Raw genomic sequence first — 16,791 nt, forward strand, 5'->3', positions numbered from 1 at the left:
TAATCTATGATAGCTTTATCGCCTATTTTTGTACTAAGCATTGCCATCATTGTTGTGTTATTTTCATTATTTGTTTTTAAAATAAGCACTAAAGGATGTACTATTTTAACTATTTGTGGATTAACATGTGCGTTAGCTTGTTCCGCGGTAGTTGGCTATAAAATTTCATTTAATGCACAAGCTATTGCAGATATCAGTAGTGATAATATGCAATTATCGGTATCAGTTTCAGATGCCAATAAAGAACTAACTCCATCAACTGAAGAAACGATAGCAATTGATACTGTGTCTACTGATGATGTGGACAAACAAAATGAAAACATTGATGACAACGTCAACAACAGTAAGATTGATAAGACAAATATTGATGCTAATTCAAACACTGATAATAGTTCAATAGATGAGTGGAAAGCGCACCATATCACCGCACTTTTTACTTGTGATGGTTATGGGTTGCTTTATACCAGTTTGATTTTAATGATATCTATTGCTGTAGCCTGTTTTGCTTATCGTTGGTTCCGGCAAGAAAAGATTCATCACGGACTATTTTATTTAATCCTACTTTTCATGACATTAGGTGGAGTAACACTCTTATACGCAAGCCATCTCATTGCATTTTTTATTGGGATTGAACTGTTATCTATTCCATTTGTAGGGTTAATTGGCTATCAATATACACAGACTCATTCATTAGAAGCAGCAGTTAAATACATGATTTTATCTGCTATTGCCAGTGTATTTTTATTGATAGGGATTGCATTTTATTATGCAACTACTGGTGAGCTAACATTCAGTGGGCTAAGTTATCAACTCTCAACGATGACTTACCCAAGTACATTATTACTGATGGGTGTTTGTTTGATGTTAGTTGGTATTGGTTTTAAATTATCTCTCGTTCCATTCCAACTTTGGCTACCCGATGTTTATCAAGGCGCACCAACGGTTGTTGCTTTATTATTATCAACAGTTGGAAAGGTAGCAGTTTTTTGTGCCATTGCTAGGCTGTTTTTATTGGCACCGATTGTGAACAATGAAACAATCCGTATTATTTTAGTTATTATGGCTTTTTGTTCTATTTTATGGGGCAATCTATTGGCATTGATGCAAAGTAGCTTAAAGCGAGTACTTGCTTACTCCTCAATTGCACATTTTGGCTATTTATTTACAGCGTTAATTGCTGTGCAATATCAAGTACTTGCATTAGAAACTATTGGCGTTTATCTCATTGGCTATATTTTAGCTAATATCTGTATTTTAGGCACAATCAGCTTAGATTCCCATTCAGATGAACTACAAGATCATGAAAATGAGATCGATCTTTCAGGTCTATTTTGGCGAAGACCAATTCTTGCGCTAGCTATGGGGATTGGTTTTTTATCTTTAGCTGGTACACCATTAACCGCAGGTTTTGTCGGTCGATTTTTACTGGTGCTATTAGGTGTTACAGCAGAATTATGGTGGTTAGTTGCTGCTGTAGTGATTGGTAGTGCATTAGGACTTTATTTTTATGCTCGCTTAATTATCAATCTTTATATAAAACCAATTAACTGTGATGGAAAAATGTTAAGTGGAGCCTCGATTAAGTTAAAATGGACTAATATTAGAATAAGCGAATTAATCATCGTATTATGTGCCTTATTGACGATGCTTTGCGGAATTTACCCTAAATGGTTATTTAACTTAGTTAGCATGGCTCAATATTTAACCACATAATGAGCCTATATCAGCTTCCTTTAATTCAATAGTGGAGTCATATTAACTAAAATAAATAAAACCAGCATTTTATCCTAAAGCATATGTTTTCCTAAGGCTTTTTGACAAGAAATAGTTAATAACAGATTTATTTATTATGTTATAATTCTGACCTTTAAAAATTTATTTTAATCAAGAGGACCAGTATGGACTTTTTAATCTCTAATGCTTATGCTGCAGATGGTAGCCAACCCGGTGGCGATTTTTTCATGCCAATTATGTTAGTTGTGTTTGGTTTATTTTTCTATTTTATGATCATGCGTCCACAACAAAAACGCGCAAAGGCACATCGCGATCTTATGGCTTCTATCTCCAAAGGCGATGAAGTATTAACCAATGGCGGACTTATTGGTCGTGTATCAAAAGTCAACGAAAATGGCTACATAGCGCTAGAATTAAATGATACTACTGAAGTTGTGATCAAGCGTGACTTTATCACATCAGTTTTACCAAAAGGGACAATGAAATCGCTATAATAGGGATCATCTATTATTGTTCATTGTATTGATTATCTAATTCCACAAGAGAATATGTCGTGTTAAACCGCTATCCTTTGTGGAAGTACATTATGTTGGTCGTTGTAATTTGCCTCGGCCTTCTTTATGCACTTCCAAATATTTATGGTGAAGATCCTGCTATACAGATTTCAGGCTCAAATACTGCTGAAATTAATGTTGCTACGCAAGATAAAATCAGAAAACTTTTAGCTGATAATCACATCGAGACTAAATCATTAATTTATGAAAATAAGTCAATTTTAATTCGCGTTGGTGATAATGATACACAGCTTAAAGCAAAAGAGCTCATATCAGAAGCATTAGGTGAAGAATATATCGTTGCATTGAACTTAGCACCAGCAACACCAACGTGGCTGACAGCATTAGGTGCTGAGCCTATGAAACTCGGTCTTGATTTACGTGGTGGCGTTCACTTTTTAATGGAAGTCGATATGACAACCGCATTAAGTAAACTCACTGAACAATCTATTGAAAACATAAAAACTGAATTTACAAATAGCAAATTAAATTATAAAAAAATCAGCAAAAATAGTAATCAACAAATTGTATTACAATTTGATAATACGGATGATCGCAATAAAGGTATTACTAAAATTAATGGATTGCGAGATTACAAAGTAGCTTCTCAAACAGACAGCAGTATTGTTGTCGATATCAGTGAACAACGTTTACAACAAACTAAAAATGATGCTGTGCAACAAAATACCGCTATTTTACGTAATCGTGTTAATCAACTAGGCGTTGCCGAACCTATTGTTCAACGCCAAGGTGCTGATCGTATTGTAGTTGAATTACCAGGTATTCAAGACACCGCGTTAGCTAAGCGCATTTTAGGGGCTACAGCGACACTTGAGTTTAGGCAAGTTAACGAAGAAAGCACACCAAACTTACCGGCCATTATCAATGGTGATATGCGCGTTCCTTATGGTTCAGAAATTCAGTATATGGAAAATGGACGTCCTGTATTACTTTATAAACGTATTGTATTAACAGGAAATCATATTACTGATTCTTCATATCGTGTTAATCCATATGGATTACCTGAAGTTGCTATTACGCTTGATGGTGCAGGCGGTAAAAAAATGTTTGATTTTACCCAAAAAAATCTTCATAAATCGATGGCAACCTTATTTGTTGAATACAAAGATACAGGAAAACGCGATGAAAACGACAAGCCGATTCTTGAAAAACAAGAACGAGTTATTAACGTCGCGACTATTCAAGGTATTTTTAGTGATCGTTTCCAAGTAACGGGTATAGGTAGTATTGATGAAGCTAAAAATTTATCACTATTATTACGTGCAGGGGCATTAATTGCACCGATCCAAATTATTGAGGAACGAACTGTTGGGCCATCCATGGGGCAAGAAAATATCACCCAAGGCTTAGAATCTTGTGTATGGGGTTTGGCGGTTTCAGTTATTTTTATGTTAGTAATGTATCGCCTATTTGGTGTGTTTGCTAGCCTTGCATTAGTTGCAAACTTAATTTTAATTGTTGGTGCAATGTCTTTACTTCCTGGGGCAACGCTAAGCATGCCGGGTATTGCTGGTATTGTATTGACCGTAGGTATGGCTGTTGATGCTAATGTACTGATTAACGAAAGAATAAAAGAAGAGCTGAGTAATGGTCGAAGTGTGCAACATGCAATTAATGAAGGATATGCAGGAGCTTGGAGCAGTATTTTTGATGCCAATCTTACTACTTTAATTACTGCGGTTATTCTTTATGCAGTTGGTACTGGTTCAATTAAAGGCTTTGCTATTACGTTAGGTATCGGTATCGTTACATCAATGTTTACATCGATTGTTGGTACTCGCGCATTAGCCAATCTTATTTATGGCGGTCGTCGCGTTAATAAGTTATCAATTTAGAGGTTTATTGTGATTATTAATAAAAAAGAAAATCATGATGTTAGAGAATTAAATCATGGTCGCAGAGTCCTCGACTTTTTAAAATTTGGCTTCGTTGCTTTTGTTATTTCTATGCTCTTAGTTGTAGCGTCTTTTGTCGTTATTTTTGTTAAAGGATTCAATCTAGGGCAAGACTTCACTGGCGGAACAACAGTCGAGCTTACCGTAACAAAAAATGTTAATCTTGATGATATTCGTAATAGTTTACGCGATGCAGGCTATCATGAGCCGATAGTACAATATTACGGTAGTAGTAAAGATATCATCATTCGGTTACCTTCGGCTAAGCAAGAAGACAATACCTCATCGGCTATTGATAATGCGCTAGGTACAAAAATTTCCAATTTAATACATAAAGATATTGATGCAGATGCTCAAATCAAACGTATTGAATTTGTAGGTCCAACTGTTGGCGCTGAACTTGCTCAAGATGGTATTTTGGCAATCTGTGCCGCATTAGTTTGTATTTTAATCTATATTGCATTCCGTTTTGAGTGGCGATTTGGTACTGGAGCGGTTGTTGCTTTAGCGCATGATGTCGTCATTACTGCAGGTTATCTATCACTATTTGAACGAGAATTAGATTTAACGATTATTGCTGCAATGTTATCCATTATTGGTTATTCACTCAACGATACTATTGTTGTCTTTGATAGAATTCGTGAAAATTTTAGAAAGATACGCCGTGCAGAACCTTATGATGTAATTAATATCTCATTAACGCAAACGTTGCATCGTACTTTAATGACATCTGGGACAACACTTGTTGTGGTGATTATTCTATATATCTTTGGTGGTTCAATGTTAAAAGGATTTTCTGAAACATTAGGGGTGGGTATTGTGCTTGGTACCATCTCATCAATTTATGTGGCGGCTTATATGTCACTTAAATTAGGCGTAAAAAGAGAACACTTTATGCCACCAAAAATTGAAGCAGAAGGAGCTGATCAACCTTCAATATTACGCTAATTGTTTAAACTCTGCCATTAATTGGCAGAGTTTCATTAGACTATTTTTAAAACAAATGATACCAAATTGATTGACACCTACCATTTAGTTGCATATTATTAGCCACAGTTTTATCCCTTTCTTTTGGGGCCATAGCTCAGCTGGGAGAGCGCAACGCTGGCAGCGTTGAGGTCAGGGGTTCGATCCCCCTTGGCTCCACCAATTCAATAAACAGTAACATTCTTTAAAGCCCATTAAAGTACACTAAACCCAATAACAACAAGCCTTAAAAGCAATTTTATTATCCAGTAAGTATCATTAAGGTACATTTACAACCAAATTTTTTAGGTATATGCTTAGGTTATACGGGCGCAGTATACTTATATATCGTATACCTAAAATAGTTATGGCAAGGAAAACGCACCCATTAATAGACACCCAAATAAAAGCCACCAAACCAAGAGATAAAGATTACTCTTTATTTGATGGCGGTGGTATGTATCTCTTAGTTAAATCGAATAATTCTAAAATCTGGCGTTTTAAGTATACGCGTCCATATACCAAAAAGGGCGCATTAATTAGCTTCGGTAGTTATCCTGAGGTTTCACTACAGCAAGCGCGAAAACAACGAGATGAAGCGCGAGAATTAATAAAGCAAGGTGTAGATCCTCAAGAGCACAAAGCAGAACAAGAACAACGTAAGCATGACGAAATTACTAGCACCTTTAAAAAGGTAGCCGCTGATTGGTTTAAAGTTAAAAGTGGCAAAGGACTAACTGAAAGCACCTTAAAAAGAACGTGGGAATCGTTAGAGTTACATTTATTTCCTTATATTGGTGATAAATCAATCTTTAAATTAAAAGCAAAAGAATTTATTAAGGCCATGGAGTCACTAAGAGCTAATGGTAAATTAGAAACAATTAAAAGACTTTGCCAACGTATCAATGAGATTATGTTTTATGCGGTGAATATAGGCTTGATTGATGCTAACCCAGCAGCCAAGATAAAAGATGCTTTTGAAAGCCCTATAAAAGGGCAAATGCCAACAATAAACGCGCAAGAGCTGCCCCAATTTATGCAATCCCTTGCTATGGCCAGAATCGAATTACAAACGCGTTGCTTGATTGAATGGCAATTATTAACAATGACACGCCCAAATGAAGCGGTAGGGGCAAAATGGCAAGAGATTGATCTAGACAATTGCTTATGGGTTATTCCTGCCGAAAAAATGAAAATGAGGCGAGAGCATACTATTACACTCAATAAGCAGGCTATGGCTATATTATCAATTATGAAGCCTATAAGTGGGCATAGAGAGCATATTTTCCCAAGCATGAAACCGCCTTATACAACCCCGATGAATAGTAGTACTGCTAACATGGCAATAAAACGAATGGGGTATAAAAACAAACTAGTCGCACATGGATTACGAGCCTTAGCTAGTACAGTATTAAACGAGCAGGGATTTGACCCTAATATTATTGAGGCAGCACTTGCACACGTCGATATCAATAGCGTAAGGCGAGCTTATAACCGAGCTACTTACCTAGAACAACGTAGAATCATGCTTGATTGGTGGGGTGACTTTGTCGAGCAAGCAAGCCAAGGAAATGTCTCACTATCAGGTAACCGCAATTTAAAGCTAGTTAATCATTAACCATATCACGCTATTCATACCGTGCCCCATATTTGGGTTATTCACTTCAATTCTCCATAATAACCACTCCTCATATCTGAGGGGTGCTTTTTTAAATGTCATCCTTTACCTATACCAATTATTAAGTTGTTTTTATGCTTACCTCCCCATAATCTTAAACTTTTAATATAAAGTGTTCACTACTATTCACCAACCTAATATTAATTTATATATATCAATATATTATATACTTATTATATATATTTTTTGGTGTTCACTAGTATTCACTAGTGTTCACTACTATACACATTCTTAAAATAATCCTGATCCTGTAATTAACCAATTGAAATATAAATATATTTATATAACGTTATTATTTTATTAAAATAAAATAATTATTAATCATAATGTTAAGCTAGGATGATTTTAAGGTTGATCTAGGGCTATTATTAGAGGAAAAGAATAAATGCTCTATGGTGATTTCCACCATACAGGTATTACATTTGCAATCTGCTAAAAAGCCAGCAGGTTTATTAAATTGAATTACTCAACCATAGCTATTTATGGTTACCCATTTAGTAATAGCAGTCAAAAAAATTATTTCAATTCGCGGTTTTGCATAAAAAGGAGGGTAGGCGGTTTAGAGCGTATAAGGTCGTAGGAATTTACTCCCCCCTCCTCTTGGTTGGTTTAGTGAATTTTTGGACACGTTAGAAAGCAATCTAATAATTCGCCTTATTGGATTATAATAGCCTTATTATTAGTAAGTTAGGTGGTAATATGGCAGGGCGAAAATCAAAGATAAAGGACATGTTAAAACTAGGGCAAGAGTATTTGCATAAACAGGGCTATATCAAAAATGGCGAAATCATTCCCTCTATGGCTGGACTGGCTTTATATGCTAACTGTTCAAGGTCAAGTTTATATAATTATGCGAGTTCAAGCGAAGAATTTAAGGACATGTTAGAACTTATCAAAGCACGCCAAGAAGTCGAGTTAATTAATAAAGGCTTAAAGGGTGAGTTTAACGCGAGTATTGCTAAATTGATGCTTGCTAATCATGGTTATTCTGAAAAGCAGACATTAGATCATCAATCTATGGGTAGTAGCATTATAGCCAAATCTAAACCAGTGCGCATAGAACTAGTATCGCCATCACCAAAGGATTTAACCGCCTGAAATCCCCCTGCTCCAAATTAGCTACTACTTATGGAATTTAAATATCTTAAAATCCGTTTAATTAATGAGAACTAAATACAATTTCTTCAATAAAAAGATAAAAGGTGGTTTAAGAGTTTATTATTAATTAGATTGAAAAATGAGCAATCAAAACTAAGATTAATTTTATTGAAAACACAATATCTACTTAGCTTTTATGTAAAAATAACTACATATAGTGTTTTTAGAAAACTCTTTCATGTTAAGCGTCAATAAAGGTCAATAAACATTAGTAGACATGTTACAAAAAATAATTATACTAGCTCCTAACAGTGCCCCTTTATACCTCTACATTTTTTGGTCGTTAATCTTTAATTTTGATTAATGCCTAAAACTTGATACGTTTGGGGCTTTCTTTTTTCTACTACATAATATTTTATGGCTAACTTAAAACCACATCTTTCATATGAAGATCAGCTAATAAAGTTAGAAAATCGGGGGATGATTTTCTCTGATTTAGACCGCAAACAAGCCCAAAAGAAGTTGGCCAATGTTGGATATTATAGGTTATCGGGTTATTGGTACCCTTTTCGAAAATTAAAAATCCCACCGCCTTCTGATAAACTTGAATCACGAAGAAATGAAAATTTTATAGAAAATACTCTATTCAGCAATATCTATAAGCTATATTTGTTTGATGTTAAGCTTAGAAATATTATTTTTTTGGGGCTGGAACGAATAGAAACATATTTAAAAGCGATTATTGCTTATGAGTTAGGAAAAATTTCACCAACTGCATATAAAGATAAAAAAATAATAGATAATAATTCACATGACAAACATGATAATTGGTTAAATAATTTAAATATTTTAATAGATAAAAATAAATCTAATGATTGTATAAAATGGAATATAGAAAAGTATAACGAAATTCCTATATGGGCTATTGTCGAAATATGGAATTTTGGAACAATGTCTAAATTTTATGGAATCCTTGATGATAAATATAAAGTTGCTATATGTAAATCGATGAAATTTCTCAGACCAAATAGCAAAAATGTGAAATTATCACTTAAGACATCATTAGAATATTTAAATATCATTAGAAATAGGTGTGCTCACCACGTTCGGTTATGGAATACCTCCGTGTCAAATAATAAAATTAATTTAGAAATGTTTGATAATTTAGATCTAAATGTCGCTAATTTAAATAATGATAGCCCTGAACTATATAGAATAGCAGGAATTATTTATATGATTTGGAGTTTTACATTACGTATTTCAGAGCATTCAGATTGGTTAGAAACAATTGTAAATCATATAAATGATCCTTATTATGTTAACGCTGTTAAATATTCTCAAATGGGGTTTAATAATGGAAGCTTAATTGGCATAAATAATTTGCTAAAATTGTATAAACAGCAAACTACATAATTTATCTCAATAAAATCTCACATCTAAAACAAATTTCATTTATATAATTACTAGTACTTATATAGGTATCCATTCAGGTATCCAGTGAAACTACTTTAAATTAATGGATACTAATCTAAGCAAAAGCGGTAATAATTGCTAATGCTTGCTTTCACAGAAAAATGGAAACCATTGCTTAAGTAAACCATACCCGATTAAGGTTCAAAAGGCAGTTATCTTCATTATGAAGACAGCTAAAAACTTACCTATTTGCTAAACTTGCTAAAATAGCCTTTTTTTCTTCATCAGTGACTTCCCTTGGCTGAGTTCTGCCTAGATTTCTAACTTTCGGCTTAGACATTTTAAAACCGTTAGCAATTTGCGTTTCAACTATGAAAATTTCACGAAACGTTAAAACAAATTCACCACTTGTGTTTTGCTTTTGAGTAAGCCCAACAGACGTAAGTATCATGTTTTTATACTGCCGTGTGTTAGTCTGTAGTGTGACAGGCTCACCGCTTCGCTGTATTGCTAACAGTTTTTCATGAGCATCAGCAATACGATCTGATGATGAGCTGTTTAAAAATGGAGATTAGTAGTCAAGTAAAAAATCAGCCACAACTTGATTTTTGACTTTCTCTTTTGTTTCATTTATGGATGCATAATAACGCTGAATCATTTTTTCCGCTTGTTCAGTGATTGGGCTAATTTTCATTGGCGCAGGGTATTCCTCAAAATTATAACCTGTCATCCGCTCAATCGAATTAGCTTTAGGCTCATAACTGACAACTAACCCGTACACCGTCACTTCTTTCGGGTCTAATACTGCGTGGTCCGCAATATTAGCCCCATTTTCAATTGGGTTTTCCGTTACTCTTAATTTTGATGTGTGTTGTTCAACAGTGTTGATATCAAGATTAAACGTGAAATTATCACTGATAATTAACCCAAAATTATTTGATGATTTATTTAATATAGATTTAAACGCCATTTTTCTATAACCTCTAAGTATTATTTTAATCCTGTAATTTTATCATAATTAATTCCATGTATATAAACACAGTGCTATAATGTACCTAACTGTATATTAATGTATTATTTGCGTCTAGGCTGATCCCCGAACATTCGCAACCCTAGCGAACTGGCGCAAATATCTATTAGGGGCGTGAGGGGCGTATGGCATTGAATCCAAAATTACCACCAATTCCATTTGTTAAACTAGAAAGAGCCGCTAGAATTCTAGATTGTGATGTAGATGATTTTTTATTTTGGAATAGTGAGGGGATGATTGCTTTGTATGCTTTCGTTAATAAGCTTGAATGTTCTTTGTGTTTTTGTGCAAAGAAAAAAGAATATAACGAACAATGTGAAACATTCATAGAAAAATTTAATAATGTCAATAAAATTGAAAATAGTATTAGGGTATTGGGGCAATTTACTACCAATATTTTAGGAAGAGCTAGTCGCTACCCACACCCACGTAAGTATGACTATCTTATTGAAACACCAGACAAGATAAAACCCGATAATTTCCCGAGACTTTTTAGAGCAACATACTTTGGTAAAGCTTACGGGATTTGGCGAATTAAAAGATTTAGCCATTGGTTGCAATTAAGACAAAACATGCGTACATGTGGAAATAAAAAAGGGTTCACTCCTCATGAAGTTTCTATTCAAACCCTACTGCCAATGACCAAAATTGGCGACATGGATGAAATTTTTGATTACTATTTAAAAATTAGGGGTGACAATGAGTTTATTTTTAATGCTAATGAATTACTTATTTCGACAGAAGATATCATTTTACTACAATCCGCAAATAACGAATTCTTACCTGATTTATTTATTGATGAACTGGGCTTATGCCCATCTTTCATACGTTGGGGAGATGTAATAGACTCTGGTGAAAACAAAGCAAATGTTAAAATAATGAGAAAACCCGAAAATTTTTACAAGCCATTTGCTATTGAAACAGCTTTATTAACAAGAGAAAAATTTCCACATTGTAAAGTAGTCTCCTTATCCAGAAAAATACTCTCTAAAATTGCTAATGATTTTAATGCTACAAATCCACCAACCGAAAAAACCATTTCAAATTGGTTATATGAAATCAAAATAGGTAAACCCTCCGTTACAAATAATAATGATTTTGAGTTGGTTATACCAGATGAATGGCAAGAATTTTCTGAATAAAATGGAAACTAATTTAGTAAAATGGGAATTATATCATTTTAATATATAGCGGTATTCAATGCTTAGTTATTGATAGTTAATCAGCTAATTTATTAGGTTTTTTCCCATTTTATTAAATGGGAAATTTTAATATTTAATGTAATGCATGTTTGTTTATACAGTTATATTCTTATAGCATCTTTTAGATACAGGAGAATATAACTAATGACAAACCAAATCCTTTCCAAACAAGAAGTAAAAAACTTACTACATTTCAAATCTGACACCAGCCTTTACACGCTAGAGAAGAAAGATAAAACTTTTCCGCAAAAAATTAGAATCGGTTTACGCCGTGTTGGCTATCGAGCTGATGAGATTTATTCTTGGCTTGAATCTCGCAGAGTAGAACGTCGCGAGGTAGCATAATGGTGATAAAACAAAACCCTCTATATCGCGAAATAATCGAGGGCTTGCATTGGAATCTTGACGCTTCCAATCATAGCCAATCTGATTATAAAAAGCTACCCAAAAAGCCGAGAGCTTACCTATTAATTGCGTGTACTGGTGACAATGGTATTACCGAAAATGAGATATTGCTCACCTGTAGGCTTTCTAGTGGTAGAAATTACTGTTCAGAGCTAGAAAGAAAGTTAGGCATCACATTAAAGCGCATGGATGAACCTAATACCGACGGAATAGGCTCACACTATCGCTATTACCTAGCCAATAAGGAAGATGCTCAAAAGGTGGTTAATCTGATTCTTAGTTATGAAAATAGCTTATTAACTGAATCAGATATCAGCCAAATTTTAGCACTTTACCCAAGCAAAGCAGCTTAATTAATTGATTTTATAGCAAAGCTCATTTTTGAGCCGACGGTATCCCTTTGCCTAAATTTAGCTAAAAGAGGGATTTTTCGACACGTTAGGAGTAATACTTATGACAGATTTTAATAATTTAGTACCAGTAACCGAAACACAATTAAACGGCAAATTACAGCAAACAGTTAGCGCAAAGGCTTTACATAATTACTTAAAAGTAGGAAATGATTTTTCAACATGGATAAAGGGAAGAATAAAAGAATATGGACTTATTAAAAATGATGATTTTTTAATCTTTGATTCATCAGAATTCAGGAATCAAAGTACAAATAATGAACAGCAAATAAAATGGACAACTAAGCGAGGTGGAGATCGTAAAAGTACAGATTACATCCTTACAATCGGAACCGCTAAAGAATTAGCAATGATTGAAAATAACGAGAAAGGACGAGCAATAAGAAAGTACTTTATACGTTGTGAAGAACACCTTAAAGAAATCGCTCCAGCAATCCAAAAGAAAGCACTTAATCGATTAAAAGCGCGTTTAGAAGTCGCAGATTATAGCCGTCCTATGTGTGACGCTTTAACTATACAACGATTATCCCTAGGCAAGGAGACCAAGCCACATCACTATACTAATGAATTTGATATGATTAATCGTATTGTACTTGGCATGACAGCAAAGGCTTACCGAAAAGCTCATAATCTCACGGGTGATATTCGCGACCATATCACTGAAGAACAGCTTAATCACTTAGCTTACCTTGAGAAATCCAATATCACGTTAATAGATATGGGTTGGAATTATGAAAAACGAAAAGCAGAACTCATCAAGTTATCACAAAGCTACATGATTCGGTTATTGGGTAAGGTGGCTTAATTATGATGACTACACACCCATTTAACGCCCTAGCAATAGGGCAATATACTCAAGCCCTAAATAATCGCTTAAATTGCTGTTTTGATGGGATTAACGCCATCCAAAAGGTGAAATCATTCTTCTTGGTTGGCAATAATTCTAGTTTTCAGTCAAAAAAGCCTATTTCAGTGGAAACCAGTGTAAAAGTACGCACTAAGTACGCAATGAAAACCGTTTTTTTAATGCGTACTAATCATTGCATGGGGTTGAATTTTAAAAGTAGGTTTCTTGAGTCCATAAAAAGAAACCACAAGAAACTTAATTATTATGCTTTAGGTATAATTCCTCGTGATTGTAATTCTTTTCTTAAAACTCTTTTAATCCAAGTAGCCAAGCTAGTATCGCCATCTTTCATAGCTTCTTCTTCTAACTGTTGCCGAAATTCTTCGGTTAATCGCATTTGGTATTGTGGTGATCTTTTTTCTTTTGGTGTTGACATGGTAATTACCAGATATTATTATAATTACACGGTGACGACCATTATAATGGTCGCGCCCCAAAAAACAATAGCCCAGAGAGTTCACGCCTCAATAAGCTATCTAACCACAAACATTAAATGGAGTAATGCTATGGCTAATAGTAATGATACCCTACGCCCTAAAAATGGGCAACCCGACCTATTTAATTTAATTTCTGTTTTAAATCTCTATCAAGCAGATATTAAATCAAGTAAAAAACACTTGCACAATCTCAATCATTCGGGCTATATTGATAACGCCTTAGCAAAATCTAAGGTCAGGATTGGAACCCTGAACAGTTACTTGGCGACACATGACGCCCAAAGCGTCTTTTTTTGTGTCAATGCTTGCGCACACCTATTTATCAATATTTCTTCTATGGTGGCGTTAGTGGGGCATCCGAAAGGATGGCTGGGTCACCAAGTAACCAGTAGTTCCAACCCTGCTAACGTCACCGCCAACGAGATTGGAACCTCTAGCGGTGGTTATGTAAATCATTACTTGGAGGCTGTCACTATGACTACGATCCCTACCCCTATTATATCCACTCAAAAACTATATAAATTCTATGACCTATCAACGGCTCAAGTAGTCCAAATAACGGCAACAACCGAACGCCAAGCACGCAAGAGCCTAGGCAAATCATCCCTTATCTTTATTGCCAGAATTCGCTTATATCCAGTTATTGAAGACACTAAAAGCTTTGGAGGTTATCACTATGGGCAATAATAACTTTCAGATATTAAATAACATCGAAACAAAACTTATTCAAGTTCGGAGCATGGCTAAAATTGCCTTAGATAACACTAACTATAAGTGCGCAGGATATGACGAGCCTTTTATCGAACAAGCCGACATGAGTAATTTACTATGGGTTATCGTTGATTTAGTAGAGCAAGCTTTTGATGAGTTACAAGAGTACGGGTTAACAGAGGATAATAATAATGGCTAATATCTCATTGGACGCAATTAATACTATCAATACAAGACTAGGACAAGCTAACGCTATCACCACGCTTTTAATGGCTGATTGTGATTCAAACACGCCAATTAACGAAGAATTACGCTCCTATGCCCTTGATGCTGTATCAGACTTAATTAACGATTCTAAAAAGCTATTTAGAAGCGAAACCGAGCGCAAGGAGGCAAAGAATGAAAGAGTTTGATTTTGTCCATAACGATGACGATACCAAACGATTACCACCCGAAGTTAGGCGATTTTATATTTTAGTGGCTCAATTTGAGCTACTAGACATGGAACAAACTAAGGGCTAAAAATATGAAAATCAACGAAATTACAGCCCAAGCCGTAGGTAAATGGGATTATATCTTTCAATCATTAGGTATTGAGGTGGGTAATGGCAAACATTGCCCTTGCCCTGTCTGTGGAGGTAAGGATAGATTTAGATTTGATAACCAAAATGGTAGAGGTACTTATATCTGTAACCAGTGCGGTAGTGGTGACGGCTTAGAGCTTATCAAAAACTATTGTCAATGCGACGCTAAAGAAGCATCGAGTAAAGTAGTGGAGTGTTTAAATCTTTCTAATCAGAATAACAAAATACGGGAAAATCTCGTATTTAGAAAAATAGATTCTGAACAATTACATAATGATAACATACCAGATAATCCCGTATGTAAAAGGGTCGAGTATTTGCTATCTAAAGCAACATTAGGGCAATCTCAATACCTGACCAAGAAAGGGTTAACCTTTGATTTACCCTTGTTAGATAACGGGCGCATTTTTGTGCCTATGCTGAATCTTCATAATGAATACGCAGGTGGTCAATTTATCGAGCCTGACGGCAGTAAGCACTTAATGAAAAACTCAAATAAGAAAAGTGCTTTTATATTAGTGCGCTCAATATTGAGCCGACCTGCCGAGGTGTGCGCAAATTTGCTCGCACACAATGAAATTATTATCTGTGAGGGTTTAGCCACAGGGATATCGATAGCGGAATTCCGCCAACAGTCTATTGTTATATCTGCCATTGACGCAGGCAATCTTATTCATGTAGCTAAGTCTATTCGTGAACTAAATCCTACTACTAAAATCATTATCGCAGGTGATAACGATATTGGTCAAAGCCCGAATACGGGCTTAGCTAAAGCAATAGAAGCGTCTCAAGCGGTAGATGGTTATTACTCAGTACCTGATACAGATTATAAATGTGATTGGGATGATTATAGACAACAATTTGGAAGTGATAACGCTTCGGCTCATTTTAATAAAAACCTCATAAAACCAGAGTTACCAACCGTGACAAAACTTAACATGCAAAACGAGTTATCAAGCATGAACCTATCGCAAATGGCATCAAGCCAACGCGCCGAACTGCTCAATCAATATTATGATAATAACCTTGCGATTAATCTTACTACCGATGAAATCTATCACTATCAAGATAACGCATGGCAACCTATAAGCGATAAACTGTTAATGCGAACGCTAGCCGATTTATTCACTCAATCAGGCGAGCCATTTAACCCTATGCGAATTAGCTCAGCGGTTGAATCGCTCAGGTTATCACTGCCTATAATGGGAACACCTCAGAAAGATTTAATCTGCTTTAAAAATGGCGTATATGAGCTAAAAAGCCAAACCTTTAGACCTCACAATAAGCAAGATTGGCTATTAGTCAGTAATGATATTGATTACTACCCTGTCAAAGAAAATGAATCTTTTGATACTCACGCGCCAAACTTCGCTAAATGGCTAAAAAGAGCATCAGGCAATCAAGATAAGGCTAAAAATATCTTAGCTGCGCTATATATGATATTGGCTAATCGTCATGACTGGCAATTATTCTTAGAGGTTACAGGCGCAGGCGGTAGCGGTAAAAGTGTTTTTGCTGAAATTGCGACGATGTTATCAGGTAAAAACAATACTGTAATAGGCACTATGGACGCATTAGAAAAGGCAAGGGACAGAGCCTTAATCGTGGGTTACTCATTAGTCATATTACCCGACCAACCGCGTTATATGGGTAGTGGTGCAGGATTAAAAGCGATTACTGGCGGTGATGAAGTCGCAATAGACCCAAAACACAAGCAACCCTATTCTTGTAAAATCCCTGCGGTAG

The 16,791-nt window shown here is 35.2% G+C and carries 18 protein-coding genes, 1 tRNA gene and 1 pseudogene; 17 read left to right on the forward strand and 3 right to left on the reverse strand.

What is annotated here, in order from left to right:
* Positions 1–6 precede the first annotated feature (6 nt).
* The 8 genes from A9G41_RS01410 (at position 7) to A9G41_RS01445 (ending at position 9,359) form a co-directional block, all read left to right on the forward strand.
* A complete protein-coding gene (locus A9G41_RS01410; RefSeq protein WP_065566192.1) occupies positions 7–1,713 on the forward strand; it encodes an NADH-quinone oxidoreductase subunit N in 1,707 nt (568 codons plus the stop codon).
* A gap of 185 nt (positions 1,714–1,898) precedes the next feature.
* Entirely contained in the window at positions 1,899–2,228 is a 330-nt protein-coding gene (gene yajC / locus A9G41_RS01415) for a preprotein translocase subunit YajC (protein ID WP_065566193.1), read from the forward strand.
* Between the two features lie 59 nt (positions 2,229–2,287).
* A complete protein-coding gene (secD, locus tag A9G41_RS01420; RefSeq protein ID WP_081302223.1) occupies positions 2,288–4,144 on the forward strand; it encodes a protein translocase subunit SecD in 1,857 nt (618 codons plus the stop codon).
* A 15-nt stretch (positions 4,145–4,159) separates the two neighbouring features.
* Positions 4,160–5,152 carry a protein translocase subunit SecF gene (gene secF / locus A9G41_RS01425; RefSeq protein ID WP_065566199.1) on the forward strand — a complete coding sequence of 331 codons (993 nt, stop codon included), beginning with the start codon at positions 4,160–4,162 and terminating at the stop codon, positions 5,150–5,152.
* Positions 5,153–5,277: 125 nt separating this feature from the next.
* Positions 5,278–5,353: transfer RNA gene (locus A9G41_RS01430), tRNA-Ala, on the forward strand.
* Positions 5,354–5,537: 184 nt separating this feature from the next.
* The gene (locus tag A9G41_RS01435) at positions 5,538–6,788 is read left to right on the forward strand and encodes an integrase domain-containing protein (protein WP_075539219.1); all 1,251 of its coding nucleotides are present in this window, start codon (positions 5,538–5,540) and stop codon (positions 6,786–6,788) included.
* A 759-nt stretch (positions 6,789–7,547) separates the two neighbouring features.
* The gene (locus A9G41_RS01440; protein WP_065582846.1) at positions 7,548–7,946 is read left to right on the forward strand and encodes a terminase small subunit; all 399 of its coding nucleotides are present in this window, start codon (positions 7,548–7,550) and stop codon (positions 7,944–7,946) included.
* A 417-nt stretch (positions 7,947–8,363) separates the two neighbouring features.
* Complete coding sequence (locus A9G41_RS01445; protein ID WP_065582847.1) at positions 8,364–9,359, forward strand: Abi family protein; 996 nt, start codon at positions 8,364–8,366, stop codon at positions 9,357–9,359.
* A 241-nt stretch (positions 9,360–9,600) separates the two neighbouring features.
* Here the strand turns inward: A9G41_RS01445 and A9G41_RS13315 are convergent.
* Both A9G41_RS13315 and A9G41_RS13320 read right to left on the reverse strand, forming a co-directional pair.
* Positions 9,601–9,903, reverse strand: a pseudogene (locus tag A9G41_RS13315) (phage baseplate protein); the annotation flags it as partial.
* Positions 9,904–9,930: 27 nt separating this feature from the next.
* The gene (locus A9G41_RS13320) at positions 9,931–10,329 is read right to left on the reverse strand and encodes a phage baseplate protein (RefSeq protein ID WP_082259599.1); all 399 of its coding nucleotides are present in this window, start codon (positions 10,327–10,329) and stop codon (positions 9,931–9,933) included.
* Between the two features lie 185 nt (positions 10,330–10,514).
* Here A9G41_RS13320 and A9G41_RS01455 point away from each other — a divergent pair, with 185 nt between their 5' ends.
* The 4 genes from A9G41_RS01455 to A9G41_RS01470 all read left to right on the forward strand — a co-directional run bounded on the left by A9G41_RS01455 (position 10,515) and on the right by A9G41_RS01470 (position 13,211).
* Positions 10,515–11,531 (forward strand): hypothetical protein, encoded by a 1,017-nt coding sequence (locus tag A9G41_RS01455; protein ID WP_034914933.1) that lies wholly within the window; start codon positions 10,515–10,517, stop codon positions 11,529–11,531.
* A gap of 204 nt (positions 11,532–11,735) precedes the next feature.
* Positions 11,736–11,936: a helix-turn-helix transcriptional regulator gene (locus A9G41_RS01460; RefSeq protein ID WP_065582849.1), complete on the forward strand. Its 201-nt coding sequence runs from the start codon at positions 11,736–11,738 to the stop codon at positions 11,934–11,936.
* On the forward strand, positions 11,936–12,349 hold the full coding sequence (locus tag A9G41_RS01465; protein WP_065582850.1) for a hypothetical protein: 414 nt from the start codon (positions 11,936–11,938) through the stop codon (positions 12,347–12,349). The genes A9G41_RS01460 and A9G41_RS01465 overlap by 1 nt, the downstream gene beginning before the upstream one ends.
* A gap of 100 nt (positions 12,350–12,449) precedes the next feature.
* Positions 12,450–13,211: an antA/AntB antirepressor family protein gene (locus A9G41_RS01470; protein ID WP_065582851.1), complete on the forward strand. Its 762-nt coding sequence runs from the start codon at positions 12,450–12,452 to the stop codon at positions 13,209–13,211.
* A 304-nt stretch (positions 13,212–13,515) separates the two neighbouring features.
* On the opposite strand, the gene A9G41_RS14150 is transcribed toward A9G41_RS01470, so the two are convergent.
* Complete coding sequence (locus A9G41_RS14150; protein ID WP_176700243.1) at positions 13,516–13,689, reverse strand: hypothetical protein; 174 nt, start codon at positions 13,687–13,689, stop codon at positions 13,516–13,518.
* Between the two features lie 130 nt (positions 13,690–13,819).
* Between A9G41_RS14150 and A9G41_RS01475 the strand changes: the two genes are divergently transcribed.
* The 5 genes from A9G41_RS01475 to A9G41_RS01490 form a co-directional block, all read left to right on the forward strand.
* Entirely contained in the window at positions 13,820–14,437 is a 618-nt protein-coding gene (locus A9G41_RS01475) for a host cell division inhibitor Icd-like protein (protein ID WP_065582852.1), read from the forward strand.
* Positions 14,427–14,660: a hypothetical protein gene (locus tag A9G41_RS01480; protein WP_065582853.1), complete on the forward strand. Its 234-nt coding sequence runs from the start codon at positions 14,427–14,429 to the stop codon at positions 14,658–14,660. Before A9G41_RS01475 ends, A9G41_RS01480 begins: the two co-directional genes overlap by 11 nt.
* The gene (locus tag A9G41_RS01485; RefSeq protein ID WP_065582854.1) at positions 14,653–14,874 is read left to right on the forward strand and encodes a hypothetical protein; all 222 of its coding nucleotides are present in this window, start codon (positions 14,653–14,655) and stop codon (positions 14,872–14,874) included. Before A9G41_RS01480 ends, A9G41_RS01485 begins: the two co-directional genes overlap by 8 nt.
* Positions 14,861–14,983: a hypothetical protein gene (locus A9G41_RS14610; protein ID WP_255307307.1), complete on the forward strand. Its 123-nt coding sequence runs from the start codon at positions 14,861–14,863 to the stop codon at positions 14,981–14,983. The genes A9G41_RS01485 and A9G41_RS14610 overlap by 14 nt, the downstream gene beginning before the upstream one ends.
* Before the next feature lie 4 nt (positions 14,984–14,987).
* A partial coding sequence (locus A9G41_RS01490) for a primase-helicase zinc-binding domain-containing protein (RefSeq protein ID WP_075539218.1) occupies positions 14,988–16,791 on the forward strand: 1,804 nt, incomplete at its 3' end.

It is taken from the genome of Gilliamella sp. Nev5-1, assembly GCF_001690895.1.
GTDB lineage: Bacteria > Pseudomonadota > Gammaproteobacteria > Enterobacterales > Orbaceae > Gilliamella > Gilliamella apicola_C.